At 70.1% G+C, this 24,785-nt stretch carries 25 protein-coding genes and 1 riboswitch; of the genes, 14 read left to right on the top strand and 11 right to left on the bottom strand.

The window, feature by feature from the left end; genetic code table 11:
* Nucleotides 1-24: 24 nt before the first annotated feature.
* Both G7A99_RS07525 and dctP read right to left on the bottom strand, forming a co-directional pair.
* Nucleotides 25-1,002 (bottom strand): ABC transporter substrate-binding protein, encoded by a 978-nt coding sequence (locus tag G7A99_RS07525; RefSeq protein ID WP_018717788.1) that lies wholly within the window; start codon nt 1,000-1,002, stop codon nt 25-27.
* Nucleotides 1,003-1,187: 185 nt separating this feature from the next.
* Nucleotides 1,188-2,207: a TRAP transporter substrate-binding protein DctP gene (gene dctP, locus G7A99_RS07520; protein WP_018717789.1), complete on the bottom strand. Its 1,020-nt coding sequence runs from the start codon at nt 2,205-2,207 to the stop codon at nt 1,188-1,190.
* 156 nt (nt 2,208-2,363) lie between these two features.
* On the opposite strand from dctP, the gene G7A99_RS07515 reads away from it, so the two are divergent.
* Nucleotides 2,364-2,996, top strand: a complete 633-nt coding sequence (locus G7A99_RS07515; RefSeq protein ID WP_163139345.1) for a TRAP transporter small permease — start codon at nt 2,364-2,366, stop codon at nt 2,994-2,996.
* A 38-nt stretch (nt 2,997-3,034) separates the two neighbouring features.
* On the top strand, nt 3,035-4,321 hold the full coding sequence (locus G7A99_RS07510; RefSeq protein WP_018717791.1) for a TRAP transporter large permease: 1,287 nt from the start codon (nt 3,035-3,037) through the stop codon (nt 4,319-4,321).
* A gap of 118 nt (nt 4,322-4,439) precedes the next feature.
* On the opposite strand, the gene G7A99_RS07505 is transcribed toward G7A99_RS07510, so the two are convergent.
* The 5 genes from G7A99_RS07505 to G7A99_RS07485 are packed head-to-tail and all read right to left on the bottom strand — an operon-like array spanning nt 4,440 to nt 9,123.
* Nucleotides 4,440-4,910 (bottom strand): cupin domain-containing protein, encoded by a 471-nt coding sequence (locus tag G7A99_RS07505; RefSeq protein WP_163139344.1) that lies wholly within the window; start codon nt 4,908-4,910, stop codon nt 4,440-4,442.
* Nucleotides 4,900-6,009, bottom strand: coding sequence for a RuBisCO large subunit C-terminal-like domain-containing protein (locus tag G7A99_RS07500; RefSeq protein WP_163139343.1), 1,110 nt, complete (start codon nt 6,007-6,009; stop codon nt 4,900-4,902). The genes G7A99_RS07505 and G7A99_RS07500 overlap by 11 nt, the downstream gene beginning before the upstream one ends.
* On the bottom strand, nt 6,006-6,881 hold the full coding sequence (locus tag G7A99_RS07495; protein WP_240466162.1) for a DMT family transporter: 876 nt from the start codon (nt 6,879-6,881) through the stop codon (nt 6,006-6,008). Before G7A99_RS07495 ends, G7A99_RS07500 begins: the two co-directional genes overlap by 4 nt.
* Nucleotides 6,882-6,937: 56 nt before the next feature.
* Nucleotides 6,938-8,047 (bottom strand): GGDEF domain-containing protein, encoded by a 1,110-nt coding sequence (locus tag G7A99_RS07490; RefSeq protein ID WP_163139341.1) that lies wholly within the window; start codon nt 8,045-8,047, stop codon nt 6,938-6,940.
* A gap of 26 nt (nt 8,048-8,073) precedes the next feature.
* A complete protein-coding gene (locus tag G7A99_RS07485) occupies nt 8,074-9,123 on the bottom strand; it encodes a phosphoribulokinase (RefSeq protein ID WP_163139340.1) in 1,050 nt (349 codons plus the stop codon).
* A 154-nt stretch (nt 9,124-9,277) separates the two neighbouring features.
* Here G7A99_RS07485 and gltX point away from each other — a divergent pair, with 154 nt between their 5' ends.
* Nucleotides 9,278-10,687, top strand: coding sequence for a glutamate--tRNA ligase (gltX, locus tag G7A99_RS07480; RefSeq protein WP_163139339.1), 1,410 nt, complete (start codon nt 9,278-9,280; stop codon nt 10,685-10,687).
* A 49-nt stretch (nt 10,688-10,736) separates the two neighbouring features.
* Nucleotides 10,737-12,128 (top strand): cysteine--tRNA ligase, encoded by a 1,392-nt coding sequence (cysS, locus tag G7A99_RS07475; RefSeq protein WP_163139338.1) that lies wholly within the window; start codon nt 10,737-10,739, stop codon nt 12,126-12,128.
* A 19-nt stretch (nt 12,129-12,147) separates the two neighbouring features.
* On the opposite strand, the gene G7A99_RS07470 is transcribed toward cysS, so the two are convergent.
* A complete protein-coding gene (locus tag G7A99_RS07470) occupies nt 12,148-13,419 on the bottom strand; it encodes an HlyC/CorC family transporter (protein ID WP_163139337.1) in 1,272 nt (423 codons plus the stop codon).
* A gap of 20 nt (nt 13,420-13,439) precedes the next feature.
* Nucleotides 13,440-14,249 (bottom strand): inner membrane protein YpjD, encoded by an 810-nt coding sequence (locus G7A99_RS07465; RefSeq protein ID WP_163139336.1) that lies wholly within the window; start codon nt 14,247-14,249, stop codon nt 13,440-13,442.
* Nucleotides 14,250-14,392: 143 nt separating this feature from the next.
* Here G7A99_RS07465 and ffh point away from each other — a divergent pair, with 143 nt between their 5' ends.
* From ffh to G7A99_RS07430, 7 genes are all read left to right on the top strand, one after another.
* Complete coding sequence (gene ffh / locus G7A99_RS07460; RefSeq protein ID WP_018717801.1) at nt 14,393-15,796, top strand: signal recognition particle protein; 1,404 nt, start codon at nt 14,393-14,395, stop codon at nt 15,794-15,796.
* A 105-nt stretch (nt 15,797-15,901) separates the two neighbouring features.
* Complete coding sequence (rpsP, locus tag G7A99_RS07455) at nt 15,902-16,162, top strand: 30S ribosomal protein S16 (protein WP_018717802.1); 261 nt, start codon at nt 15,902-15,904, stop codon at nt 16,160-16,162.
* A 15-nt stretch (nt 16,163-16,177) separates the two neighbouring features.
* Nucleotides 16,178-16,702, top strand: coding sequence for a ribosome maturation factor RimM (gene rimM, locus G7A99_RS07450; RefSeq protein WP_156831162.1), 525 nt, complete (start codon nt 16,178-16,180; stop codon nt 16,700-16,702).
* A gap of 2 nt (nt 16,703-16,704) precedes the next feature.
* Nucleotides 16,705-17,457 (top strand): tRNA (guanosine(37)-N1)-methyltransferase TrmD, encoded by a 753-nt coding sequence (trmD, locus tag G7A99_RS07445; protein ID WP_018717804.1) that lies wholly within the window; start codon nt 16,705-16,707, stop codon nt 17,455-17,457.
* Between the two features lie 12 nt (nt 17,458-17,469).
* A complete protein-coding gene (rplS, locus tag G7A99_RS07440; protein WP_026321022.1) occupies nt 17,470-17,850 on the top strand; it encodes a 50S ribosomal protein L19 in 381 nt (126 codons plus the stop codon).
* Between the two features lie 149 nt (nt 17,851-17,999).
* Nucleotides 18,000-18,103, top strand: a riboswitch (TPP riboswitch).
* The gene (locus G7A99_RS07435; protein WP_163139335.1) at nt 18,093-19,475 is read left to right on the top strand and encodes a sodium:solute symporter; all 1,383 of its coding nucleotides are present in this window, start codon (nt 18,093-18,095) and stop codon (nt 19,473-19,475) included. It overlaps the preceding riboswitch by 11 nt.
* A gap of 65 nt (nt 19,476-19,540) precedes the next feature.
* Nucleotides 19,541-20,566, top strand: a complete 1,026-nt coding sequence (locus G7A99_RS07430; protein WP_163139334.1) for a proline racemase family protein — start codon at nt 19,541-19,543, stop codon at nt 20,564-20,566.
* A gap of 12 nt (nt 20,567-20,578) precedes the next feature.
* Here the strand turns inward: G7A99_RS07430 and ald are convergent, their stop codons facing one another.
* Both ald and serB read right to left on the bottom strand, forming a co-directional pair.
* Nucleotides 20,579-21,697, bottom strand: a complete 1,119-nt coding sequence (gene ald, locus G7A99_RS07425) for an alanine dehydrogenase (RefSeq protein ID WP_018717808.1) — start codon at nt 21,695-21,697, stop codon at nt 20,579-20,581.
* A 40-nt stretch (nt 21,698-21,737) separates the two neighbouring features.
* Nucleotides 21,738-22,952 carry a phosphoserine phosphatase SerB gene (serB, locus tag G7A99_RS07420; RefSeq protein ID WP_018717809.1) on the bottom strand — a complete coding sequence of 405 codons (1,215 nt, stop codon included), beginning with the start codon at nt 22,950-22,952 and terminating at the stop codon, nt 21,738-21,740.
* A gap of 122 nt (nt 22,953-23,074) precedes the next feature.
* Here serB and G7A99_RS07415 point away from each other — a divergent pair, with 122 nt between their 5' ends.
* From G7A99_RS07415 to G7A99_RS07405, 3 genes are all read left to right on the top strand, one after another.
* Nucleotides 23,075-23,833: an NAD-dependent deacylase gene (locus G7A99_RS07415; protein WP_163139333.1), complete on the top strand. Its 759-nt coding sequence runs from the start codon at nt 23,075-23,077 to the stop codon at nt 23,831-23,833.
* A gap of 5 nt (nt 23,834-23,838) precedes the next feature.
* The gene (gene msrB / locus G7A99_RS07410) at nt 23,839-24,234 is read left to right on the top strand and encodes a peptide-methionine (R)-S-oxide reductase MsrB (RefSeq protein WP_018717811.1); all 396 of its coding nucleotides are present in this window, start codon (nt 23,839-23,841) and stop codon (nt 24,232-24,234) included.
* Between the two features lie 189 nt (nt 24,235-24,423).
* The coding region (locus G7A99_RS07405) for a thiamine pyrophosphate-binding protein (protein ID WP_256379703.1) at nt 24,424-24,785 on the top strand (362 nt) is incomplete at its 3' end.

The following is a 24,785-nucleotide window of genomic DNA, read 5'->3' as shown; positions in this document are numbered from 1 at the left end:
GACCCGGCCGCGGGCCCGCGCGTGTTATTCGACGATCTCGTCGGCGTCGTCGAGCACCGACTGGTCGAACTCCAGCCCCATCTTGCGGGCCGCCGCCGGATTGAGATGGATCCGTGTCTTGTCGACGAACTCCACCGGGATATCCCCGGGGGCCTCGCCCTCGAGGATGCGGGCCACGATGGCACCGGTCTGGCGGCCGACGTCGTAGTAGTTGAACCCGATACCGGCGGCGGCGCCGCGGCTCACGATGGTGGTGTCGCCCGTGAAGATCGGGATGTCCGCCTCCATGCCCACCTTGGCCACCGACTCGAAGGCGCTGATCAGGGTGTTGTCGGTGCCGATGTACATGGCGTCCACGTCGCCGACCAGTGAGCGGGCGGCGCCGAGCACGTCCGCTGTTGACGGGGCGGCCGCGGTCTTGACCTCGATGCCGTACTCCGGCGCGGCCTTCTTGATCGCGTCGACAAGCACGACGGCGTTGGGCTCACCGGGATTGTAGGGAATGCCGAGGGTCTCGAGCTCCGGCATTACGCGCTTGATGAACGCCAGGTGCCTGGCTACCGGCGTCATGTCGGAGACGCCGGTGACATTGCCGCCCGGATGGTCGAGATCGTTCACCAGCTTGGCGTTGACCGGGTCGGTCACCGCGGAGAAGACCACCGGGATCCGTCCGCGGGCGGCGGATACCGCGGCCTGTGCCGAGGGCGTGGCGATGGCGACGATCACGTCTGGGTCGTCGCCCACGTACTGCCGGGCGATCTGTCCGGCGATGCCGACATCGCCCTGGGCGGTCTGGAACGCCCAGTCGAGGTTGTCGTTCTGCTCGTAGCCGCGCTCGCGCAGCTCGTCCAGCGTGCCATCACGCACGGCGTCCAGCGCCGGGTGCTCGACGATGGAGGTCACCCTGACGGTCGCCGGGGCCGCGGCCGCGGGGCCCGCGATCAGTGCCATGGACAGCGAGGCGGCCCCGAGCAGGCCGCGGACGAGGTTTTTGCCGATCATTCCCTTTCCCCCTGGCTGGTGTTGCCGGCGCCGACGTGTCCCGGCGAAGGCGTCGTGCGCGGCGCCGTAAGCCGCCAATTCTGCCGCAAAGGCCGACGCGGGCAAATACCGCCGGCCGTAACGAAAAGAGCCCGGGGCGCCGCCCCGGGCTCGATCGGGTCTCGAGGTTTCCCGCTTCGGGAAGCCTACTTCTTCTCGGCCTCGTCGAACAGCTTGGTCACCAGATCCAGCAGCTCCTGGCCACTGTCGCCGACCTCGTCGACGAAGACCTGGCGCACCGGCTTGGCGAGCTCGCGGAACTGGTTCCGCTCCTCGTCGGAGAGCCGGATGATCTCGATGTCGCTGTTGGACTTGATGATATCCAGGCGCTTGCTGTTGAGCTCCTGCTGCTTGTCGTGGATATAGCGCACGAGCTCGTCGGTGGCCTCCTTGATGAGCTGCTTACGCTCGTCGGACAGGCCGCTGTACCAGTCCTGGTTCGCCATCGCGGTGGCCACGAACTGCGCCTGGTTGGCGAAGATCATGTAGTCCTGAACCTCGTAGAAGTTCATCTCCTCGTGGGCGAAGACCGGCTGGATGTTGCCCTCGGCCTGGCCCTGCTGGAGGGCGCTGTAGAGCTCGCCGTACTCGATGGTCGTCGGCGACGCCCCATAGGCGCGGTAGGTCTCGAGCAGCAGGCGGTTGTCCATCACGCGGATGGCGAGACCTTCCATGTCGTCAGGGGTGTGGATCGGCTTGTTCGCCGTCCAGACCTGGAAGCCCTCGGGCACGATCGCGATCGGGTGCAGGCCGCGATCCTGGAACGCGTTCTGCCACGGGTCACTCTCCAGGAACTCGGGGGAGTTGAGGACCTTGGTGGTCATCCACTCGTCCTGGGGCAGGATGAAGTTCAGGCTGAACAGCTGGCTCTCGGGCACCGTCCCGCCGAGGAAGCCGGAGCCGAACGCGAGCTGGATGGCGCCGCTCTGGACGGCATCGTAGATGTCGGTGAGCCCGCCCAGCTCGCCGTAGGGATAGAGCTCGACGGTGACGTCGCCGTCGGTCTTCTCCTCGATGATGTTCTTGAACTCGGCCGCGTACTCGTACTGAACGCTGCCCTCGATCTCTTCGAGACCGAAGCGCCAGGTCTCCGCACTGCTCGCTGTTGCCGCGAACGCCAGGCCCAGGCCGAGCGCCGCGATGGAGATGGACTTGTACAGCCGCATGGGTAAGGACCTCCTTTCTGATTGGCTGTTCTCGTTCGTGTCGAGGCTCCCCGGTAACAGTAACACAGGGTTTTCGGCCGTCCAGCGAGTAGGCAAACCCGGATTCTTGGTTTATGGTCAATTGAGGTTTGACCAGCCGCGGCGGGGGAATTCGCTATGACGCAATCCGGTGATGGTGCGGCGGGACCGCGCAGTCACAACGTCTTTCTCAGAGGGTTGGCGACGCTGGACCGCTGGCTCGGCAACATAGAAAGGCTGATAGTCGGCGGCGGTATCCTGGTCATGGCCATCGTCATGAGCGGGCATGTCCTCGGAAGACTGATCTTCGGCGAAGGCATCCCCGGCACCAGCGAGATCACCGAGCTCCTGATCATCCTCATCACCTTCATCGGCGTCAGCTACGCCGCCCGCTCCGCCCGCCACATCAGCATGTCCGCCCTCTACGATCAGCTCGGCGGCACCGCCCGCAAGGGGCTGCTCGTGCTGATCTGTCTCGGCACGGCCGCGCTGATGTTCTACCTGGCCTTCGAGTCCGCCGACTACACCCTGGCGATCTACGAGCGGGGGCGCACCAGCTCGGCGCTGACCATCCCGCTGTGGATCGTCTACCTCGCCGCGCCCATTGGCTTCACCCTCGCCGGCGTGCAGTACGTGCTCACCGCCGTGCGCAATCTCACCAGCCACGAGCTGTATCGCTCCTTCACCGAGAAGGAGGAGTACGCCGAGGTTCCCGTCGAGGAGGAGGGTGCCGCGGCCGGCACCACGACGAATCAGAATAACGGCGCCTGAGCGGGCGCGTAGGCTAGAGAGCAAGGGGAGCGCGCCGGATGTTGACCTGGCTTGTTGTGACGATGATCGTGCTGCTGCTGCTCGGGTTCCCGATGATGGTCCCGCTGGCGGCCGGCACGCTGTACATGATGTTCACGGGGATGACCTTCTTCGGGCCCGACCAGGGTGTGAGCTGGATGATCTCCGGTATCGGCACCTGGGTGCTCGCGGCGGTGCCGATGTTCATCTTCGCCGCGGACATCATGACCAAGGGGCACACCGCCAACCGGCTGCTGGACCTGGTCTCCGCCTTCACCGGCCATCTGCGCGGCGGCCTGCCGATCACCACCGCGGCGAGCTGTGCGGTGTTCGGCGCGGTTTCCGGCTCGACCCAGGCCACGGTGGTCGCCATGGGCGGGCCCATGCGCCCGCGGCTGCTCGAGAAGGGCTACACCGACAGCTTCGCGCTGGCGCTGATCATCAACTCCAGCGACATCGCACTGCTGATCCCGCCGAGCATCGGCTTCATCGTCTACGGGGTGATCATGCCCGGGGCGTCCATCGGCGACCTGTTCATCGCCGGTATCGTCCCCGGCCTGCTCATCCTGCTGCTGTTCTCCGTGTACTGCTACATCGGCTCGCGTGTCCAGGGCATCGAGCCCGAGCCGCGGACCCCGTGGCCGGAGCGCTGGCAGTCGATCAAGCGCGCGCTGCTGCCGCTGGGCTTCCCGGCCATCGTGGTGGGCGGCATCTACGGCGGTTTCTTCAGCCCGGTGGAGGCCTCGGCGGTGGCGGTGGCCTACGCCTTCGTGCTGGAGGTGATCATCTTCCGTCAGGTCACGCTGCGCGATCTCTGGGACCTGGCGCTGTCCACGGGCATGATCACCGCCGTGGTGTTCATCCTGGTCGCGGTGGGCGCCGCGTTCTCGCAGACCCTGGCGACGGCGCATATCCCGGAGCAGGTCCTCGGCCCGGCGGTGGACAGCATCGGCGACAACCAGATCGCCGCGCTGTCGCTGATCGCGCTGTCGTTCTTCATCGGCTGCATGTTCGTCGACCCGATCGTGGTCATCCTGATCCTGGTGCCGATCTTCAAGCCGCTGGTCGACTCGGCCGGGCTGGATCCGGTGCACGTGGGCGTGATCGTTACCCTGCAGGCGGCGATCGGCTCGGCCACGCCGCCGTTCGGCTGTGACATCTTCACGGCGATGGCGGTGTTCCGGCGGCCCTATTTCGACGTGATCCGCGGCACCCCGCCGTTCATCCTGATCCTGCTGCTCGCCACTGCGCTGCTGATTGTCTTCCCGGAGCTGTCGCTGTGGCTGCCCTCGTTCGGGGCGCAGTAGCAGGCCTGCCTGGGAGCGCCGCCGGCCAGGCGGCGCCCCAGGTCCGGGGCGCAAAGGTGTTTCACAAGGGCAGAGACGGGGCCGCATGCCGGCCCGGGCGGCGGGTGCCGCCGCAGGGCTATCGGCGCAGGCGCGTCGCGATGTCCGGGTAACGGCTCAGCCGTTCCACCTCGTCGTCGTCGGGCAGGGTGGGGCGGTCGCGCTCGCGGTCGACGATGCACAGAAAGCCGAGGGGCCCGTCGCCGGTGGCGTGGAACTGGTGGACGGTGTGCGGCGCGATGTAGACGACGTCATGGGGGTGCAGCGGCTCCACGCGGTCCCCCAGGATCACCTGGCCGCCGCCGCGCAGCACGACCACCGAGTGTGGGTGGGCGTGGTACTCCAGCGTGGAGTAGCCGCCGGGCTGGATCTCGAAGTACCGCGTCACGAAGCCCGGGGCGCGTTCGTCCTCCCCCTCGCCGATCAGCGTCTGGCGGGTGATGTCGCGGAAGGTCGTGGTGCCCTCGCTCTTGTACTCGCGCACCGGCACCGCCTCCCAGCGGAAGTCCCGGGCGTGGAGCACCTTGCTGCGGTCGTTATCACTCGTCATGGGCGTGTTCCAGGGCATCGATCAGGCGCGCGGAGGCGGCGGCGATATCCCCGCGCGCGTACAGGCTGCCGCCGACCAGGAACAGGGTATCGCGCCCGTAGTGCCGCGCCCAAGCGCCGATGCGTGTGACGTCCAGGCCACCGCCCGGGGTAGGCATGGCGGCGCGCAGTCCCCCGAGGGGGCGCCGCAGCCGTTCGTTGATGCGCTCGCAGCGCGCCAGCGAGAAGCCGAAGCGCCCGTCGCGGTTGGGGTAGATGACGGCGTCGCTGCCGGCGAGACGGAAGAGCTCGCCGAGCAGCAGCGGCGCGCTGATGCCGTGGCGCGGCGAGAACAGGCCGCCCGTCAGGGACGGGTGGGCCATGACCGCGAGGCCGGGCTCGTCGCGCAGCCACGCGATGGCGTCCATGCCGGTGAGCCAGGGGTTGACCAGCACGCCGGCGCAGCCTGCCTCCCGGGCGGCGCGGGCGCGGGCCATCAGCGTGGTGCGCTGGGCGGTGACGTTGGGGAAGTACTGGCACCGGCGGCCGGTGGCGGCATTGGCGTCGGTCACCGCCGCCTGGCAGCGTGCCAGGCGCTCACCGAACGGTGCCGCGGCCTGGTCGGTGAGCCCGTGATCGTCCTTGATGATGTCCACGCCGCCCCGGGCGAAGGCGGAGCAGCGCTCTGCCAGATCGCCGGCGGACAGCCCCATGGGCTTGAGCGCGGTGGCGAGGAGGGCGCGGCCGGGAACGCCGGTGAGTGCGCGCAGCCCCGCCGTGCCGGTGCCCGGCCCGCCGAAGGTGTCCAGCAGCGTCTGCGGCCAGTCCACGCCGACCAGGCGCAGCCCGCGCTTCAGGGAGATGTTACCGAACAGCAGGTTGATCAGCTGTGGCCACTCCGCCGCGGTGGCGGCGACCGGGAAGCGTATCCGTGCCTGCCAGACGTTGCGCCCGCTGGCCTCCACCGAGAGCACCTCGCCCACCATCCCCGCGGCCGGCGCGGGCACGAGTGCCTCCGGCAGCTCCACGGTCTGCTCCAGGGCGATGTCCTGTGCCCGTTCCTCGGCGCTCTCGCCGCGGCCGGGGCGGATCTCGTAGGTGGCGGTGAGGTGCTCGCTCATGCGCGACTCCCTTCGGCGGGTGAGGTCTCCGGACGGGGTGTCCTCCGGCCCCGCAGGGTGAGCAGGCCGGCCCCGATGATCAACAGGCTGCCGGCCACGGTCAGCAGATCGGGCACCTCGCCCCAGAACAGCCAGCCTGCGAACGAGCCGAATATCACCGACACATAGGTGAACGGCCCGATCTGGCCCGCGGGCGCCAGGCTGTAGGCGCGGGTCAGGCAGAGCTGGGCGGTGGTGGCGCAGCCGCCCATCAGGCCCAGCCAGCCCAACGACGCGAGCCCCGGCGTCTGCCACGCCCAGGTGAGGGGCACCGCCGTCAGGGTGGTCGCGAACACGCCGAAGTAGAAAACGATCCGCGGGGCGGGCTCGCTGCGGCCCATGCGCCGGATGGTGACCTTGGCCAGCCCGCCCAGGAACGCACCGCCCAGGCCCGTGAGCCCGGCCAGGGCGAAGCGGTCCGCGCCGCCGGGGCCGAGCACCAGTGCGCTGCCGGCGAAGCCGACGCCGATGGCGATGCGTGCGCTTGCGGGGATGCGCTCGCCGAGCCAGACCAGGGCGATCAGCGGGATGAAGAACGGTGCGGTGAGCTTGAACAGGATCGCCTCGGCCAGGGCGAGGTGCTCGATGGTGTAGAAGAAGCAGTACATCGCGCCGACGCCCGCGGTGGCGCGCAGCAGGTGCCACTGGATGCAGTCCGTGCGCAGCGCTCCGGGCCCGTGACGCAGGGCCACGGGCAGTACCAGCGCCAGCCCGAACAGGTTGCGGAAGAACACCAGCATCTCGTTGGGCAGGTCCGCGGACACGACCTTGATGGCGGCGCTCATGGTCGCGAGCAGCGCCTCGGAGAGGATGATCAGGGCGGCGCCTGTCACCAGGGGGTTCGCAGAGGCCGGTTGGGTGCGGTGTTGGGCGTGTGTCCCGGGCGAGCTCATGCGCCGCCCGGCTCGCGCACCGTGTCGCCGCCGCGCTGGCGGGCGTTGAAGATGCCGTCTTCGGCGGCGGCGATCAGGTCGGCGGGGTTGTCGGCACAGCCCGGCGCCGTGGCCACCCCGGCCGAGAGGCTGACCCGGGCGTCCCGTCCCTCGCCGTCGGTCACCGTCAGCGCCGAGAGGGCCTGGCACAGTGTCTGTGCCGTGGTCCGGGCCGCGCCCCGGTCGTGGCCGGGGAGCAGGACGGCGAAGCGCTCCCCGGAGTAACGGCAGCACACGCCGCTGTCCGGGGCGTTCTCCATGAGCGTCGCGCCGACCGCGGAGAGCATGCGGTCGCCGGCATCCGGCCCGTGGCGCTCGTTGAACAGGCTGAATCGGTCGATATCCAGCATGATCAGCCCGGTCTCATCGCCGCCCGCCACGGCCCGGGCGAGCTCCCTTGGCAGCGCCTCCGCGAAGTAGGCGCGGTTGAGCAGTCCGGTCATCGGGTCGCGCACGGCCTCGTCGCGTAGCCGCCTCTGCAGGGTCATGCCCGCGAGCACGAGGCCGGCGCTGCGCGCGAGCAGCTCGCAGCGACCGGATACCGCCTCGGTGGCGGCCTGATCGTTCTCCGGCCAGACCCGCAGCTCGCCGACCAGCAGGCCGAAACCGCGGGCCGGGTAGACCCAGCCCTGGCCCGTGGGGCCGGCGGAGACGCGGCCCGCCAGGCGCTGCGGCGGCGAGCCGCCCTCGCGCCGGCGGTAGGGGCGGTTCCACTGGTCCTCCGCGTCCCAGACCGCGGCCACCGCCATGGCGCCGTCGTCCCCGGCGAGGCACAGCGCCCCGCGGGTGCCGGGCAGCAGGTAGCGGGCGGCGGAGACGATCACCTCGCAGGCGTCGGATTCGGTGGGCGCGATCGCGAGGTGGCCGAGCAGGTCGAGGACCTTGTCCATGCCGATACGGCGTTCCGGCGCCTCGTGGCCGCCGCTGCCGCCGTGGTGCTCGAGCTCGGCGACCTCGTCGGACATGCGCTCGGTAAGTGCGGCGAGCTGGCCGCGCAGGTCTTCCTGCTGGATGAGCAGCTGCCGGAGCCGCTCGCCGATTTCCTCGCCACTACGCTTGCGCGGCATGGATGATCTCCCGGCGGAATGGGCGTCTATTCTTCCGCGTCCCCGTCGGCTTCACGGCCGCGGCGGCGCAGCAGGGCGTGGACGTGCCCGAGGAAGGGCCATGCCACGAGGAGCTGGGTGAACACGATGGTCGAGGCCTCGTCCGCCACGTCGGTATCGCCGTCGGTCTCGATCCCCGTCAGGCGCATTATATCCGATTCCAGCCGGGCGAGTGCCTGGACGGGTAGGGCACCGTCGATGTGCACCACGTTTACCGCCCGCCCCCAGAAGCTGCTGGGCACGTTCGCGAGCATGAACGGCAGGGCCTGGCGCCGGGTCATGGCGTTGAGGTCCACCGGCAGGTGCAGTGGCGGCAGCGGGGTCTCCGTCGGGGTGACGATGATCTCCATGTGGTGGCAGTGCTCCGGGATCTGGCCCTGGAGCTCATCCACCGCCAGCGCGCTGAGCTCGCTTTCATTGATGCGCACGATGACGTCGGCGTTGGCCTTCTGGAAGTCGATCCAGCGCTGGTAATGGGCCTCGCGGCGGTCCATCTCCGCGCGTGCCTCCTCCGGGGTGTAGCCCCGGCGGTGGACGTCGCGTTCGAGCTTCCAGCGGCGCTTGACCTCGCGCTCCGGGTCGACGAACAGCCGGAAGTCGAGCAGGGGCAGGAATTCCGGGTAGAGCGCGTGCAGGCCCTCGACGACGATGACCGGTGTCGGCCGGAACAGCTGTGTCTCCCCGAAGCGGCCGCTGACGTGGTCGTAGGTGGGTATCTCCACCGGTTGCCATTCGCGCAGTGCTGCCAGGTGCTCGCGCACCCGCGGCAGGTGGTTGGCGCGTGGGTCCAGCGGCGAACGGCCGCTGCGGCGGCGGGCCGCGCGGTCCTCCTTGTGGTAGCCGTCCAGGGTGAGGGTGGCGACCATCTCGTTGCCGAGAAGCCGGCGGATGCCGTGGGCATAGGTGGACTTGCCGCTGCCGCTGTCACCGGCAACGCCCACGACGACGGGCCGGCGCGCGGCGGCGAGCAGCGCGCGCAGGTCGCCGTCGAGGCCGTCCGCCTCCGGCTGGCGGGGTCGTTCGGGACCGTGCGGCATGGGGATCTCCGGGTGTGTTCTGGCCCGCCCGGTGGGGCGGTCGTTTCGTCGTAATTGTGCGCTGCGTCGGGCGTGTGTCAAACCGTGGTGCGCCCCTGTGTCGCGGGCGGGCCGGTTGGTGCCGCTGTAGCGTTTCCGCTAACATTGCCCGGCTATGGCCGAACCCCTTGTCAGGACCCGTTTTGCCCCGAGCCCGACCGGGCGCATGCACCCCGGGAACGTGCGTACGGCGCTGTTCAATGCGCTGCTCGCGTGGCACCACGGCGGGCGTTTTCTCGTGCGTGTCGAGGACACCGACGCCGGGCGCAGCGACCGGGCCGCCGAGGAGTCGCTGCTCGAGGGGCTGCGCTGGCTCGGGCTGGACTGGGACGAGGGCCCCGGCCGCGCCGTGCCCGCCGGCGGCGTGCGCCAGTCCGAGCGTGGCGGGGTCTACGCGGACTGGTACCGGCGGCTGCTCGACGGCGGTCACGCCTATCCCTGCTTCTGCAGCGCGGAGACCCTGGAGCGTACCCGCCGCGCGCAAAGGGCCGCCGGTCAGCCGCCGCGTTACCCGGGCACCTGCGCGGGTATCGACCCCGCGGAGGCGGCGCGGCGCGTGGCGGCCGGCGAGCCGGCCGTGCTGCGCCTGCGGGTGCCGGCTCAGCGGCGCATTGCGTTCTCCGACCTGGTCCGCGGCGACCAGGCGGTCGAGGCCGACGGGCTCGGGGATTTCGTCATCCGGCGGGCGGACGGCACGCCGTCGTTCCTGTTCTGTAATGCCGTCGACGATGCCCTCATGGGGGTGACGGATGTGCTCCGTGGCGAGGACCACCTCGCTAACACGCCGCGGCAGCTGCTCGTGCTCGAGGCGCTGGGCCTCACGCCGCCGCGCTACGGACACCTGCCGCTCATCCTCGGTGACGACGGTGCGCCACTGTCCAAGCGCAACGGCAGTCGCTCCCTCGAGGCGCTGCGCGCGGACGGGTTTCTCCCCGCGGCGGTAACCAACTACCTCTTCCGCCTCGGGCACAGCAGCAGGGACGATACCCTGCTGGACATCGCCGGCATGGCGCGGGTATTCGATACCGCGCGCCTTGGACATGCACCGGCACGCTTCGACCCCGTCCAGCTCGGTCACTGGCAGGACGAGGCGGTGACCGTGACGCCGGCGCAGACGCTGGCCGCCTGGCTGGACGCGGACACGCCGGTGCCGGCGGCGCAGCGTGAGGCCTTTATCGAGCTGGTGCGCCCGAACGTGCGTTTCCCGGAGGAGGTCCGTGAGTGGGCCGGGCGGCTGTTCGGGGTCATGCCGGTGGGGGACGTGACGGTTCTGCGCGAGGCGGGGCCGGATTTCTTCGAGACGGCCGCGGCCGTCTACGCCGAGGCCGGTCCGGACTGGCGTGCATTCACGGCTGCGCTGCGCGAGCGCACCGGCCGGGGCGGGCGGCGGCTGTTCATGCCCCTGCGCGTGGCGCTGACCGGACGCGGGGACGGGCCGGCGCTCGCCGAGGCGGCGCGGCTCATGGGGCCCGAACGGGTGGACGGGCGCCTGCGTGCCGCCGCCCGGGACGCGGCGGGCACCTGAGGACAACGACACCGCCCGCGGGAAGGCGGGCCGGAAGAGGACGACGAGCATGCTCCAGATCTACAACAGCCTGACGCGCCGCAAGGAGCCGTTCCGGCCCATCGAGGCCGGCCGCGTGCGCATGTACGTCTGCGGCATGACCGTCTACGACTACTGCCACCTCGGCCATGCCCGGGCGATGGTGGTCTTCGACGCGGTCGTCCGCCACCTGCGCCGGCTTGGCTACGACGTGACCTACGTGCGCAACATCACGGACGTGGACGACAAGATCATCCGGCGGGCGGCAGAGACCGGTGAGGCCCCGGAGGTGCTGACGCGGCGGTTCACCGCGGCGATGCACGAGGACGCGGACGCCCTCGGTTGCCTGCGTCCGGACCTGGAGCCGCGGGCCACGGGGCACATGGCCGAGATCATCGCCATGATCGAGCGCCTGATCGAACGCGGCTACGCCTACACCGCGGACAACGGCGACGTCTACTACTCGGTGGAGCGTTTCGAGGGCTACGGCCGGCTCTCCGGCGAACGCCTCGAGGACCTGCGCGCCGGTGCGCGAATCGAGCCCGGCGAGGCCAAGCGCGACCCGGCGGACTTCGCGTTGTGGAAGGCGGCCCGGGAAGGCGAGCCGAACTGGCCCTCGCCCTGGGGCGCGGGACGGCCGGGCTGGCACATCGAGTGCTCGGCCATGTCCACCGCTGCGCTCGGGTCGCACTTCGACATCCACGGCGGCGGGCTGGACCTGAAGTTCCCCCACCACGAGAACGAGATCGCCCAGTCGGAGGCCGCCTGCGGCACGACCTATGCCAACTACTGGATGCACAACGGGCATGTGCGCATCGACGACGAGAAGATGTCCAAGTCCCTGGGCAACTTCTTTACCGTGCGCGACATCCTCGCCGAGCACGCCCCGGAGGTGGTGCGCTGCTTCCTGTTGAGCAGCCATTACCGTAGCCCGCTGAACTTCACCGCCGACTCCCTCGCCGAGGCCGCATCCGGGCTGGAGCGGCTCTACCTCGCCGTGCGCGATCTCCCGCCGGTCGCCGCCCATGACGACGAGGACTGGCGTGCGCGCTTCGACGCGGCGATGGACGACGACTTCAACACCCCCGGGGCGCTGGCGGTGCTCTTCGAGCTGGCGCGGGCGGTCAACCGGGCCCGCGAGGCGGGGGAGCGGCGCACCGAGGGGCTGGGCGCGCTACTGGTGGAGCTCGCCGGCGATCTCGGGCTGCTGCGCGAGTCCCCCGAGGCGTTCCTCAAACGTGGTGGCGGCAGCGGCGACGGCCCGGACGATGACGAGATCGTCCGTCTGATCGAGGCGCGCGCGCAGGCCCGCCGCGCGCGGGACTTCGCGCGGGCGGACGCCATCCGCGACGAGCTTCAGGCAGCCGGCGTCGTGATCGAGGACGGCCCGGAGGGCACCACCTGGCGGCGCACCCGCCAGTAGCGTACCCGGGGCGCCGTAGTCAGCGCCGTGTCTTGCCCGGAGGTGGCTGGATGCGGGCGAGCTTCACCCGGTTGCCCTGGGTCTGGATGATGGTCACCGGGTAGCCCTCCAGCATCAGGCTGGTGCCGGGGGCCGGGATGGTCTCGAGCTGCTCTAGGATAAGGCCGTTGAGCGTCTTCGGCCCGCCGGTGGGCATCTCCGCATTGAGCGTGCGGTTGAGTTCGCGCACGCTGGCGCTGCCCTCCACCAGGAACGAGCCGTCCGCCTGCGGATGGACGTCGCGCATCATCTCCGCCGGGTCCGTGGTGAACTCCCCGACGATCTCCTCGAGCAGGTCCTCCAGGGTGATCAGCCCCATGATGTCGCCGTACTCGTCCACCACCAGGGCGATGCGCCGGCGCCGGTTCTGGAAGTTGAGCAGCTGCACGTGCAGCGGGGTGGCCTCCGGCACGAAGTAGGGCTCGTTCATGCCGGCGATCAGCTCCTCGCGGGTGAGCCGGCCGGTGAGCAGGCTCGAGAGCACCCGGCGGACGTGAAGCACCCCCTCGATCTCGTCGACCGCACCGCGGTAGACCGGCATGCGCGTGTACTCGGTATTGGCGAGTAGCTCCAGGATCGCGTCCCAGTCGTCCTCCAGGTCGATACCCATGATCTCGTTACGCGGGATCATGATGTCCTCGACGGTAGCCTGCTCCAGGTCGAGGATATTGGTGAGCATGCGCTGGTGGGTGCGCGGGATCATCGCGCCGGCCTCGTTGACCACGGTGCGCAGCTCCTCCCGGCTGACCGCGGCGCTGGCGTCCTTCTCGATGCGCACGCCCACGGCCCGGAGCATGCCGTTGGCGATGAGGTTGATCAGCCATACCAGCGGGTAGAGCAGGCGCAGCAGCGGAGACAGCGCGAAGGCGGCCGGGAAGGCCACGCGCTCCGGGTGGAGCGCGGCGAGGGTCTTCGGGGTGACCTCGGAGAAGATCAGGATGGTCAGCGTCAGCAGCCCCGTGGCCACGGCGATGGCGCTCTCGCCGCCGAGGCGCAGCGCGATCACGGTGGCGATCTGCGCGGCGAGGATGTTCACCAGGTTGTTCCCGATCAGGATGACGCCGATCAGCCGGTCGGGGCGCTCCAGCAGCCGCTGTGCAATGCGCGGGCCGCGCCGCCCCTCGTCGGCGAGGTGGCGCAGGCGGTAGCGGTTGACGGTCATCAGCGCCGTCTCCGAGCCGGAGAAGCACCCGGAGAGCACCAGCGAGACGATCAGCGCGATGATCAGCCCGGATAGCGGAATGTGTTCCACGGCGCCTCCTCAGCGCACGATCAGGCGCCGAGCACCAGTTCCAGCATGATCTTGGAGCCGAAATAGCCGAGCGCGAGCACGAGGAAGGCGCCGATGCTCCAGCGTGCGGCCACCTGTCCGCGCCAGCCGTAGTGCCAGCGCCCCAGCAGCAGCATCGCGAACAGGGCCCAGGCGAGCATGGTGAGCACGGTCTTGTGCACCAGGTGCTGGGCGAAGAGGTCCTGGACGAAGAACCAGCCGGTGGCGAGCGATGCCGTGAGCAGCACGAAGCCCACGCGGAGCATGGTGAACAGCAGCGCGTCCATGTCCTGCAGGGCGGGGAGCAGCCGCAGGAAACCGCCGGGGTGGCGGTTACGGAGCTGGTGCTCCTGGACCGCCAGCACCACGGACTGGGCGGCGGCGATCCCGAGTACGCTGTAGGCGATCACCGAGAGCAGCACGTGGCTGTCGACCCCGGCGAAGCCCACCGGGTTGGTCGTATGGGCCACGCCGAAGAAGTACTGCGTCAGCACCGCGGCGGCGCTGACCGGGAAGACGAGCACGCCGAGGCTCTCCACCGGCTCGCGCACGGCGGCGAGCACCAGCAGCGCCGCCATCACCCAGCCGATCAGCGCCCCGGCGTTGAACAGCCGCAGATCCAGGCCGTTGCTCTGCCAGATGGTCTGGCTGAGGATGACGGCGTGCAGGGCCACGCCGGCCACTGCGAGCGCGATAGCGGCCTGGCGGGTGCCTTCGCGGGCCGGGAGCCGCCGTGTGAGGCGCAGCACGAGGACCACGGTGGCCGCCAGGTAGAGGGCGATGACGGTGATAGTCAGTAAGGGGTGAATCATTCGCGCCGGTGTGCGCTCCTTGAGTTGGCGTCGATCATCGCACACCTTGCTCCGGGCTTCGAGTCCCGGACACGGTCCTCGCCCCGGCATCGCCCCGACCGTTATACTAACGGGCTGTCGACGAATATCCATTGGAGCGCGCCATGTTCAGCAGTCTCAGCGAACGGCTCGAGGGCATCAGCAAGCGCCTGCGCGGCCAGGGGCGGTTAACGGAGGACAACATCCGCGACACCCTCCGCGAGGTGCGCATGGCGCTGCTCGAGGCGGATGTCGCGCTGCCGGTGGTCAAGTCCTTCGTCAACGACGTCCGTGAGCGTGCCCTCGGCTCGGAGGTGATGAAGAGCCTCTCGCCGGGGCAGGCCTTCGTGAAGATCGTGCGCGACGAGCTCGTGCGCGTGATGGGCGAGGAGAACACCGGCCTGGACCTGGCCACCCGCCCGCCCGCAGTGGTCCTGGTGGCGGGGCTGCAGGGCTCCGGCAAGACCACCAGTATCGCCAAGCTCGGGCGCTGGCTCGCCGAGCGTGAGAAAAAGAAGGTCCTCACCGTATCCCTGGACGTCTACCGTCCCGCCGCCATCGATCAACTCGAGCGCCTCGCCGGCGAGGTGGGCGTGGATTTCCAGCCCACCCAGACCAGCGACGACCCGGTGACCGCGGCCGAGGCGGCCGTGGACCGTGCCCGGCGCGAGTACTACGACGTCCTGCTGGTCGACACCGCCGGCCGGCTGCACGTCGACGAGACGATGATGGACGAGGTCAAGCGCGTGCACGGCGCCCTCGATCCGGTGGAGACGCTGTTCGTCGTCGACAGCATGACCGGCCAGGACGCCGTCAACACCGCCAAGGCGTTCGACGAGGCGCTGCCCCTCACCGGTGTGGTCCTCACCAAGACCGACGGCGACGCCCGCGGCGGTGCGGCGCTGTCGATCCGCTACATCACCGGCAAGCCCATCAAGTTCCTCGGTGTCGGCGAGAAGACCGACGCCCTCGAGCCCTTCCACCCGGACCGGGTGGCCTCCCGCATCCTCGGCATGGGCGACGTGCTCAGCCTCGTCGAGGAGGTCGAGCGCTCGGTGGACAAGAGCGAAGCCGAGAAGATGGCTTCCAAGCTCAAGAAGGGCAAGGGCTTCGATCTCGACGACCTGCGCAAGCAGATGCAGCAGATCAACAAGATGGGCGGCATGGGCGGGTTGATGGACAAGCTCCCCGGCATGGGCAAGCTCACCGAGCAGATGCAGGACCAGGTCGGTGAGAAGCAGATCCGTCGCCAGATCGCGATCATCGACTCCATGACCCCGCGCGAGCGGCGCCGCCCCGACATCATCAGCGGCTCGCGCAAGCGCCGCATCGCTCGCGGCAGCGGGCTGCAGGTGCAGGACGTCAACCGCCTGCTCAAGCAGCACAAGCAGATGCAGAAGATGATGAAGCAGATGAAGAAGGGCGGGATGCAGAAGATGATGCGCCAGTTCGGCGGCGGCGGAGGCGGCGGCTTTCCACCGGGGGGCGGCGGCATGCCGCCCGGCGGCCCGTCCGGTTTCCTGCGGTGATGCCCCGTCGGGGCGGTTTTACATCGGCGCGGTTTCAAGTAGACTTGCGCGTTTTACATCGGTAGCCCAGTTCTGTTTGCCGATCACAGGGGATTAACGAACACGATGGTAACCATTCGTCTAGCTCGCACTGGCGCGAAGAAGCGGCCCTTCTACCACCTGATCGTTACCGACAGCCGCAACCCGCGGGACGGTCGGTTCATCGAGCGCCTCGGGTTCTATAACCCGGTCGCGACCGGTCAGGAAGTCTCGCTCAAGCTCGAGCTCGAGCGTGTCGACCACTGGCTCGAGCGTGGCGCCCGTCCGACCGAGAGTGCCGAGGGGCTGATCCGCAAGGCGCGCAAGGGCGCGGCCGCGGAGGCGTAACGACCCGGGAGGCGGCTGGTGCAGCGTGGCGCGCAGGATGACCCGCCCGTGGTGCTGGGCGAGATCGTGGGCGTTCACGGTGTGCAGGGCTGGGTCAAGGTGTATTCCTGGACCCGGCCGATGGATAACATCCTCGGCTTCACCGAGTGGCAGCTGCTCGACGATGCCGGCGCCGCGCGTACTCTGAAGCTGCGTTCGGGCCGGCAACAGGGCAAGGGCCTGATCGCGCATCTGGAGGGCGTCGAAGACCGCGATGCGGCGCGGGCGCTCATCGGGCGACAGATCGCCGTGCCCCGCTCGGCGCTGCCGCCGGCGGAAGAGGGTGAGTACTACTGGCACGACCTCGTCGGGCTCGAGGTCGTCAACCGCGAGGGCGTGGTCCTCGGCCGTGTCAGGCGGCTGATGGAGACCGGGGCGAACGACGTGATGGTCGTGGCCGGCGAGCGCGAGCGGCTGATCCCGTTCGTCGTCGACGTCTTCGTCCTCGACGTCGATCTCGGCGCGGGGCGCCTGGAGGTCGACTGGGACCCGGAAGACTGACGGTGCGCTTCGATGTCGTCACGATCTTCCCGGAGATGCTCCGGGCGATCACGGAATCCGGGGTGACCCGGCGCGCGGTGGAGCGCGGGCTGATCGAGATCGCCCCGCAGGACCCGCGGGACTACACGACGGACCGCCACCGCACGGTGGACGACCGGCCCTACGGCGGCGGTCCCGGCATGGTCATGAAGGTCCAGCCGTTGCGCGACGCGATACACGCGGCGCGTTCGGCGGTGCCGACGCCGGCGACGGTGGTCTATCTCAGCCCTCAGGGCCGGCCGCTGGACCAGGCGACGGTGAGCGAGCTGGCGCGGCTGCCGCGGCTCATTCTGCTGTGCGGCCGCTACGAGGGTGTGGACGAGCGCCTGATCGCCGCGGAGGTGGATCGCGAGATCTCGGTCGGGGATTTCGTGGTCAGTGGCGGCGAGCTGCCGGCGATGATGCTCATCGATGCGGTGAGCCGGCTGGTGCCCGGGGTGCTCGGGCATGTGGATTCCGCCGAGGAGGATTCCTTCACGGCGGGATTGCTGGACTGCCCGCACTATACGCGTCCGGAGTCCATCGACGGGCGCGACGTGCCGGCGGTGCTGCTCGGCGGCGATCACCAGGCGGTGGCGCGCTGGCGGCGCAAGCAGGCGTTGGGACGGACTTGGCTGCGGCGCCCTGAGCTGCTGTCCGGGCGGGAGCTGGACGGCGACGCGCAGGCGCTACTGGAAGAATTCATCGAGGAGTACCGAGGGGACTCGGAACGCTAGGGGTTTGTGGTCATGAGCAACATCATCAAAGAGCTTGAGCGGGAACAGATCGAAAAGTCCGGGCGCAGCCTCGACGCGTTCGCACCCGGTGACACCGTGCTGGTGAACGTCTGGGTCAAGGAGGGCAACCGCGAGCGTGTGCAGCCCTTCGAGGGCGTGGTCATCGCCAAGCGCAACCGCGGCGTGAACTCCGCGTTCACCGTGCGCAAGACCTCCCACGGCGAGGGCGTCGAGCGCGTCTTCCCGCTGCACAGCCCGGTGATCGAGAGCATCAAGGTCAAGCGCAAGGGCGACGTGCGCCGCGCCAAGCTCTACTATCTCCGCGATCGTCAGGGCAAGGCCGCCCGCATCAAGGAGAAGATCCGCACCAAGGGTGCGAAGCAGGGCGCCTGAGGCGCAACGCCCGTCCGTGTCCCCCGCGCCGGGGGGCGCGCGAGCGTGACGAAGGCCATCGGCACCCCGTGCCGGTGGCCTTTTTCGTGGCACCGCCGGATTTGCCATCGGCGCGGCTGCGCGCGAGAATCACCGACTCACCACAATCCGACCGTCGCCAGGGGAGTCCGTCACGGACTGAGAGTGCGCGCCGCGCAGACCCTGGAACCTGATCCGGATCATACCGGCGGAGGTAGCGCGACATGTACCTGACCCTTGCCACGCTCGGCGTGGCCCTCATCGCCTTTACCTGGATCGGCCTGCGTGCCCGTGCCACCTCGGCCGGGCTGGACGACTACGTCACCGCCCGCAACAGCCAGGGCGCGACCGTGCTGGGCCTGTCCTTCCTCGCCTCCGGCATGGGGGCATGGATCCTTTTCGCCCCGCCGGAGGTGGGCGCCTTCGTGGGGCCGGTGGCCCTCGCCGGCTATGCCGTCGGTGCCGCGCTGCCGTTCCTGGTCTTCGCGCTCTGCGGCCCGGCGATCCGGTCCCGGGTGCCCCAGGGGCGCAGCATCGGCGACTTCGCGGAGGCCTGTTACGGGACGGCGGTGCGGCGCTGGGTGGCGCTGATCTCCGTGCTCTACATGCTGTGCTTCCTCGCCGCGGAACTCACCGCCATCGGCGCGATCACCGCGCTGCTGTCGGATCTGGACGGCGGCGTGGTCGTGGTAGCCGTGGCGGTGGCGACCCTCGCCTACACCGCCGCCGGCGGACTGCGCGCGAGCCTGGAGACGGACCGCTGGCAGGCCTGGCTGCTGCTTGCCTTATTGGCCCTGGTGACCGGTGTCGCCCTGGGCGGGACGGGACGGCCGCCGGCGGCGTCGGCGATGCCCTCGGTGCCGCTGGCGGACGGCCTGGCGGTGGCACTGGCGCTGGTGCTCGCGGTGACCGCCGCCAACCTCTTCCACCAGGGCTACTGGCAGCGGGTCTGGGCCGCTCGGGACGCGCGTGTGCTCGGGCGCGGGGCGCTCCTCGGGGCCGGCACCACCGTCGTGGTGGTCGCGGTGATCGGTGCCCTGGGCATCGTCGCGGCGATGACCGGACTGTCCCTCGGCGATCCGCCGATCCCTTTCTTCGCGCTGCTCAATGCCGCCCCCGCATGGGTGACCCTGCCGGCGCTGGTCCTGGCGGTCACGCTGGTGGCGTCGTCCGTGGACACGCTGCAGAACGGCATCGCCTCGCTGGCGGTCACCGAGGCCCGCGGCCTGTCGCTCGGTGCGGCCCGCTGGGTGACCGTGGTGCTGATGGTGCCGGTGGTGGCCGTCGCGTTGCAGGGCCTGTCCGTGCTGCGACTGTTCCTCATCGCCGACCTGCTGTGCGCGACCACGGTGGTGCCGGTGCTCATGGGACTGTGGCGGCGGACCACGCCGGCCGCCGCGGTGGCCGGCACCGCCGCCGGTCTCGCGGGTTCCATTGTGCCGGGCTGGTGGCAGGGTGGCGGTCCCGTCGCCGGCCTCCATGCGGCCTCGTTCCCCGGTGGGGCGCCGACCCTGGGGCCTTTCGCCGGGGCGATGATCGCCTCTACGGCGGTCTGCCTGCTGGTGGCACTGCTCGTGCCCGGACGCGAGGCCGTCGCCCGGGCCTGAATGGTTCCGTGGCCGCCTTTCCGGGCGGCGGTTAGAATGGCGGTTTTTTCGACGGGGGAGTGCCCATGGCGGAGAAGACGGCCTACACGGTGGTGGACATGCACACGGCGGGCGAGCCGGTGCGTATCTTCACGGGCGGGTTGCCCGAGCTGGCCGGCGAGACCCTGCTCGATCGCCGGCGCGACGCGATGGATCACCACGACCACGTGCGCCGGCGCCTGATGCTGGAGCCCCGCGGGCATGCCGACATGTACGGCGTGTGGCCGACGCGGGCGAGCCATCCGGATGCCGCCATGGCGGTGCTGTTCACCCACAACGAGGGCTATAGCACCATGTGCGGGCACGCCACCATCGCCCTGGGTCGGTATGCGGTGGACCAGGGGCTGGTGACCCTGGGTCCGGACGGCGCCGACTTCGTGCTGGAGTGCCCCTGCGGGCCGGTCACCGTGCATGTGCACGCGGACGCCGATGGTGCCCCGGGGGACGTGAGCTTCGACAGCGTGCCGGCCTTCGCCAGCCACCTGGACGCCGACGTGACCGTGCCGGAGTACGGCCGTATCGCCGTGGACGTCGCCTATGGCGGGGCGTTCTACGTGATCGTGCCCGCCTCGCGGCTGGGGCTCGATCTCTTCGCCACCCCCTACGAGCAGCTGCTCCACGCCGCCCGCGCCATGACCGCTGCGGCCCGCGAGCAGCTCAGCGTGAGCCATCCGGACGCCGACGACCTCGGTTTCATCTACGGCACCATTCTCACCGACGACGTCCCGCCGAGCAGCGAGGCACCGAGCCACAACGTGTGCATCTTCGGCGGCGGGCAGGTGGATCGCAGCCCCACCGGCTCCGGCGTCACCGCGCGGCTCGCGCTCGCCCACGCCCGCGGGCTGATCGAGCCGGGACAGACGCGGACGTTCCGCGGCATCGCCGGGGTGGACTTCACCGCCGCGGTGCGCGGGGCCGCCGCCGACGGCAGCGTGGTCGTCACCGTGGGTGGCCGCGGCCACTACGTCGGTGAGGCGCGGTTCGTGGTCGAGGCCGGCGACCCGCTGGCCGACGGCGTCGCCCTGCCGGACGAGCTGTGGGGGCGGCGCTGAGCGCGCCCCCACTCATCCCTTGAGGGCCTCCCGGGGGGGCAGGTAGCGGTAGCCCAGCTCCTCGGCAACGGCGCGGTAGGTCACGTGCCCGCGGCAGACGTTGAGGCCGTCGAGGAGGTGCGGGTCCTCGGCCAGCGCCTGCGGGAAGCCCTTGTCCGCCAGGGCGAGGGCATAGGGCAGGGTGACGTTGTTGAGCGCGAGCGTGGAGGTGCGGGGCACCGCGCCCGGCATGTTCGCCACGCAGTAGTGGACCACGCCGTCGACGACGAAGGTCGGCTCGTCGTGGGTGGTGGGGTGGGAGGTCTCGAAGCAGCCGCCCTGGTCGATGGCGACGTCCACGAGCACGCTGCCGGTGCGCATGCGCGAGACCATCTCGCGACTGACGAGCTTCGGGGTCTCCGCGCCGGTGACAAGCACTGCGCCGATCACCAGGTCCGCGTCGAGGACCTGGTCCTCCAGGCTCTGGCGGGTGGCGTAGATGGTGGTCAACGCCGGTCCGAAGTGCGTGGCGAGGCGGCGCAGCACCCCGACGTCGCGGTCGAGCACGACGGTGTCGGCGCCCAGGCCGATGGCCATCGCGATGGCGTTCTCGCCGACCACGCCGCCACCGATCACCACGACGCGCGCCGGCGGTACGCCCGGAACCCCGCCGACGAGCACACCGCCGCCCCCGGCCGCCTTCTCCAGGCAGTGGGCGCCGGCCTGGATGGACATCCGGCCCGCGACCTGCGACATGGGCGCGAGCAGGGGCAGGCCGCCGTGGCCGTCCGTGACCGTCTCGTAGGCGATGCACACGGCGCCGCTGTCGACCAGGTCGTGGGTCTGCTCCGGGTCCGGGGCGAGGTGCAGGTAGGTGAACAGGATCTGGTCCGCCCGGAGCTGCCGGCGCTCCTCGCGCTGGGGTTCCTTGACCTTGACCACCAGCTCGGCCTCGGCATAGATGCGCTCCGGCGTGTCGCTGATCCTGGCGCCGGCGCGCTCGTAGTCCGCGTCGGCGTAGCCCACGCCGATGCCGGCGTCGTGCTCGACGAGCACCTCGTGGCCGTGGGCGACGAACTCGCGCACGCTGTCCGGGGTGAGGCCGACCCGGTACTCCCGGTTCTTGATTTCGCGTGGCACACCTACCTGCATGATCGCCTCCGCGCTAGTGTCGTGTCCGCTGCCGGCCGCCTCAGTGGGGCAGCTCGGCGTCCTTCATGCCCATAAGATAGAGGATTCCGTCGAGGCCGACGGTGGAGATCGCCTGGCGCGCCCGCTGCTGCACGAGCGGCTTGGCGTGGAAGGCGATGCCCAGGCCCGCGAGCTTGAGCATGGGCAGATCGTTGGCGCCGTCGCCCACGGCGATGACCTGGTCCAGGGTGATGCCCTCCTGCACCGCGATCTCCTCGAGCAGCGCGGCCTTGCGGCCGCCGTCCACGACCTCGCCGATCACCCGGCCGGTCAGTCGGCCGTCGGCGATTTCCAGCTCGTTGGCGTGGACGTAGTCCAGGTCGAGGCGCTGCTGGAGGTAGCGGCCGAAGTAGGTGAAGCCGCCGGAGATCACCGCCGTGCGGTAGCCCAGGGTGTGCAGGGTCTTGAGCAGTCGCTCCGCGCCCTCGGTGAGGGTGAGCCGCTGCGCGACGGCCTCCAGGGTGGTCTCCGGCAGGCCCTCGAGCAGGGCCACCCGCCGGGCGAGGCTCTCGCGGAAGTCGATCTCGCCGCGCATGGCCGCCTCGGTGACCGCGACCACCTGCTCGCCGACGCCGGCCTCCTTGGCGAGCTCGTCGATGACCTCCTGCTGGATCAGTGTGGAGTCCATGTCGAAGACCACCAGCCGGCGGTTGCGGCGGTAGAAGTTGTCCTCCTGGAACGAGATGTCCACGCCGAGGGCCTCGGAGATGCTGAAGAAGCTCGCCTTCATGGCGTCCGGGTCCCGGGGCGTGCCACGCAGGGTCAGCTCGATGCAGGCGCGGCTGCCGCCGTTGTCGTCGTGCAGCGCGCTGCGCCCGGTGAGGCGGACGATGTCCTCGATGTTCAGCCCCTGGTCGGTGATCACGTGGGCGATGCGTCCGATCTGCTCCGCGGTGACCCGGCGGCCGAGCAGGGTGAGCACCTGCCGTGGCGCCCCCTCGTGGGCGACCCAGCGCTCGTAGTCCTCCGCGGAGATCGGCGTGAAGCGAACGCGCAGATCCAGCTTGTGGGCCTCGTAGAGGAGATCCTTGAGCACCGGCGCGCTCTGCGCCTCGTCCGGGATCTTGATCAGTATGCCCAGCGCCAGGGTGTCGTGGATCATGGCCTGGCCGATATCGAGCACCCGGGCGCCGTAGCCGGCGAGGATGTCCATCAGTGCGGAGGTGATGCCCGGGTTGTCGTGCCCCGAGATATTGATCAGTACCACTTCGCTCATCGCGCGCGGTCCCGTCCTGCTGCGGAAAGCGCTCCATTGTAGGCCATGGGACCGGTCATTGCCCGGGTGGATTCGGGGCGGTGCGCTTCCAGTGCCATCACTGCCATTGGTATCTTGAGGGAATGACCGAGACATCCACCGAGGCGCTTCCCGCCGCCCTGATCGAGCTACTGGGCCGTGCCCGGCAGGTGCTCGCCCTGACCGGGGCGGGCGTGTCCGCGGCGAGCGGTGTGCCCACGTTCCGCGAGGCTCAGACCGGGCTGTGGGCGCGGTACGATCCGACCGCGCTGGCCACCCCGGAGGCGTTTTCCCGGGATCCGGGGCTGGTGTGGTCCTGGTATGCCTGGCGGCGCTCTCTGCTGGCGGGGGTGGAGCCGAACGCGGCCCACACGGCCCTGGCCTGCTGGCCGGGGCCGGCACGGCTGACCGTGGTCACCCAGAACGTGGACGGTCTGCACCAGCGTGCCGGCAGCGGGGACGTCATCGAGCTGCACGGCCGCATCGACCGGGACCGCTGCAGCGCCGGCTGCGCGGTGCGTCGTCCGGGGGCCACGGGTGAAACCCCGCCGGCGTGTCCGGAATGTGGCGCGCCGATGCGTCCCGACGTGGTCTGGTTCGGCGAGCCGCTGCCGGTGGCGGCGCTGTACCGGGCCGGCGTGCTCGCGGAGTCGGCGGACTGCGTGCTCAGCATCGGCACCTCGTCCCTGGTGCGCCCGGCGGCGGACTTGCCGTGGGCGGCGCTGCAGGTGGGTGTGCCGGTGGTGGAGATCAATACCGAAGCCACGCCGCTGACGCGGCAGGCGGACTGGTCGCTGCGCGGCGGTGCCGACGAGGTGCTGCCGCGCCTGGTGGCCGCACTCGGCGGCGGGCCTGGAGGATAAAGGCGATGAGCGATACCCGTGACAACGATACCCCGCAGGCACGGCTGACCCCGGAGCAGTACCGGGTCACCCAGCAGCACGGCACCGAGCCGCCGTTCTCCGGGGAGTACAACGACTTCAAGGGCGACGGCACGTTCCGCTGCGTGTGCTGCGGCGGGCCGCTGTTCGACAGCCGGGACAAGTACGACTCCGGCAGCGGCTGGCCGAGCTTTACCGCGCCGGCGGATCCGCAGGCGGTGGGCGAGTCCTTCGACGAGAGCCTGGGGATGCGGCGCACCGAAGTGCACTGCCGCCGCTGCGCCGCCCACCTGGGGCACGTCTTCCCCGACGGGCCGGCGCCCACCGGGCTTCGCTACTGCATCAACTCCGCGGCCCTGGATTTCCACTCGCGGGACGACTGATTGTCGCGCCGGTCCCGAAGGAGCGGTGCCATGCCGCTCCCGGGGAGCGGCCCCGCCGTCGCGGACGTCCGTCGCGCAGGCGCTCCCGGGCGCCCTGAAAGCTGGCATTACCTATCGTCACATTAGTATATTGATCGATCGATCCCCTGATGTTAGGGGCCACGGAGCCAGTGGAGACGAAGACCGACCATGACGGAACAAGCACCCCGCATCCCGCACAGTACCCAGCACCCCCTCGCCGGCGAGCAGATGAGCGGCGCGGAGATGGTCGTACAGGTCCTGGCGGATGAGGGGGTAGATACGGTCTTCGGCTACAGCGGTGGCGCGATACTGCCGACCTACGACGCCGTGTTCCGCTACAACGAGCGCCAGCGCGGCGATACCGGTGGTGCGCCGATGAACCTGGTGGTGCCTGCCAACGAGCAGGGTGCCGGCTTCATGGCGGCGGGCTATGCCCGCAGTACCGGCCGGGTGGGGGTGTTCCTGGTGACCTCCGGTCCCGGTGCGACAAACACCGTCACCCCCATCCGCGACTGCATGGCGGACTCCGT

It is taken from the genome of Arhodomonas sp. KWT (genome assembly GCF_010993615.1).
This window is presented reverse-complemented; position numbering and strand designations above follow the sequence as displayed.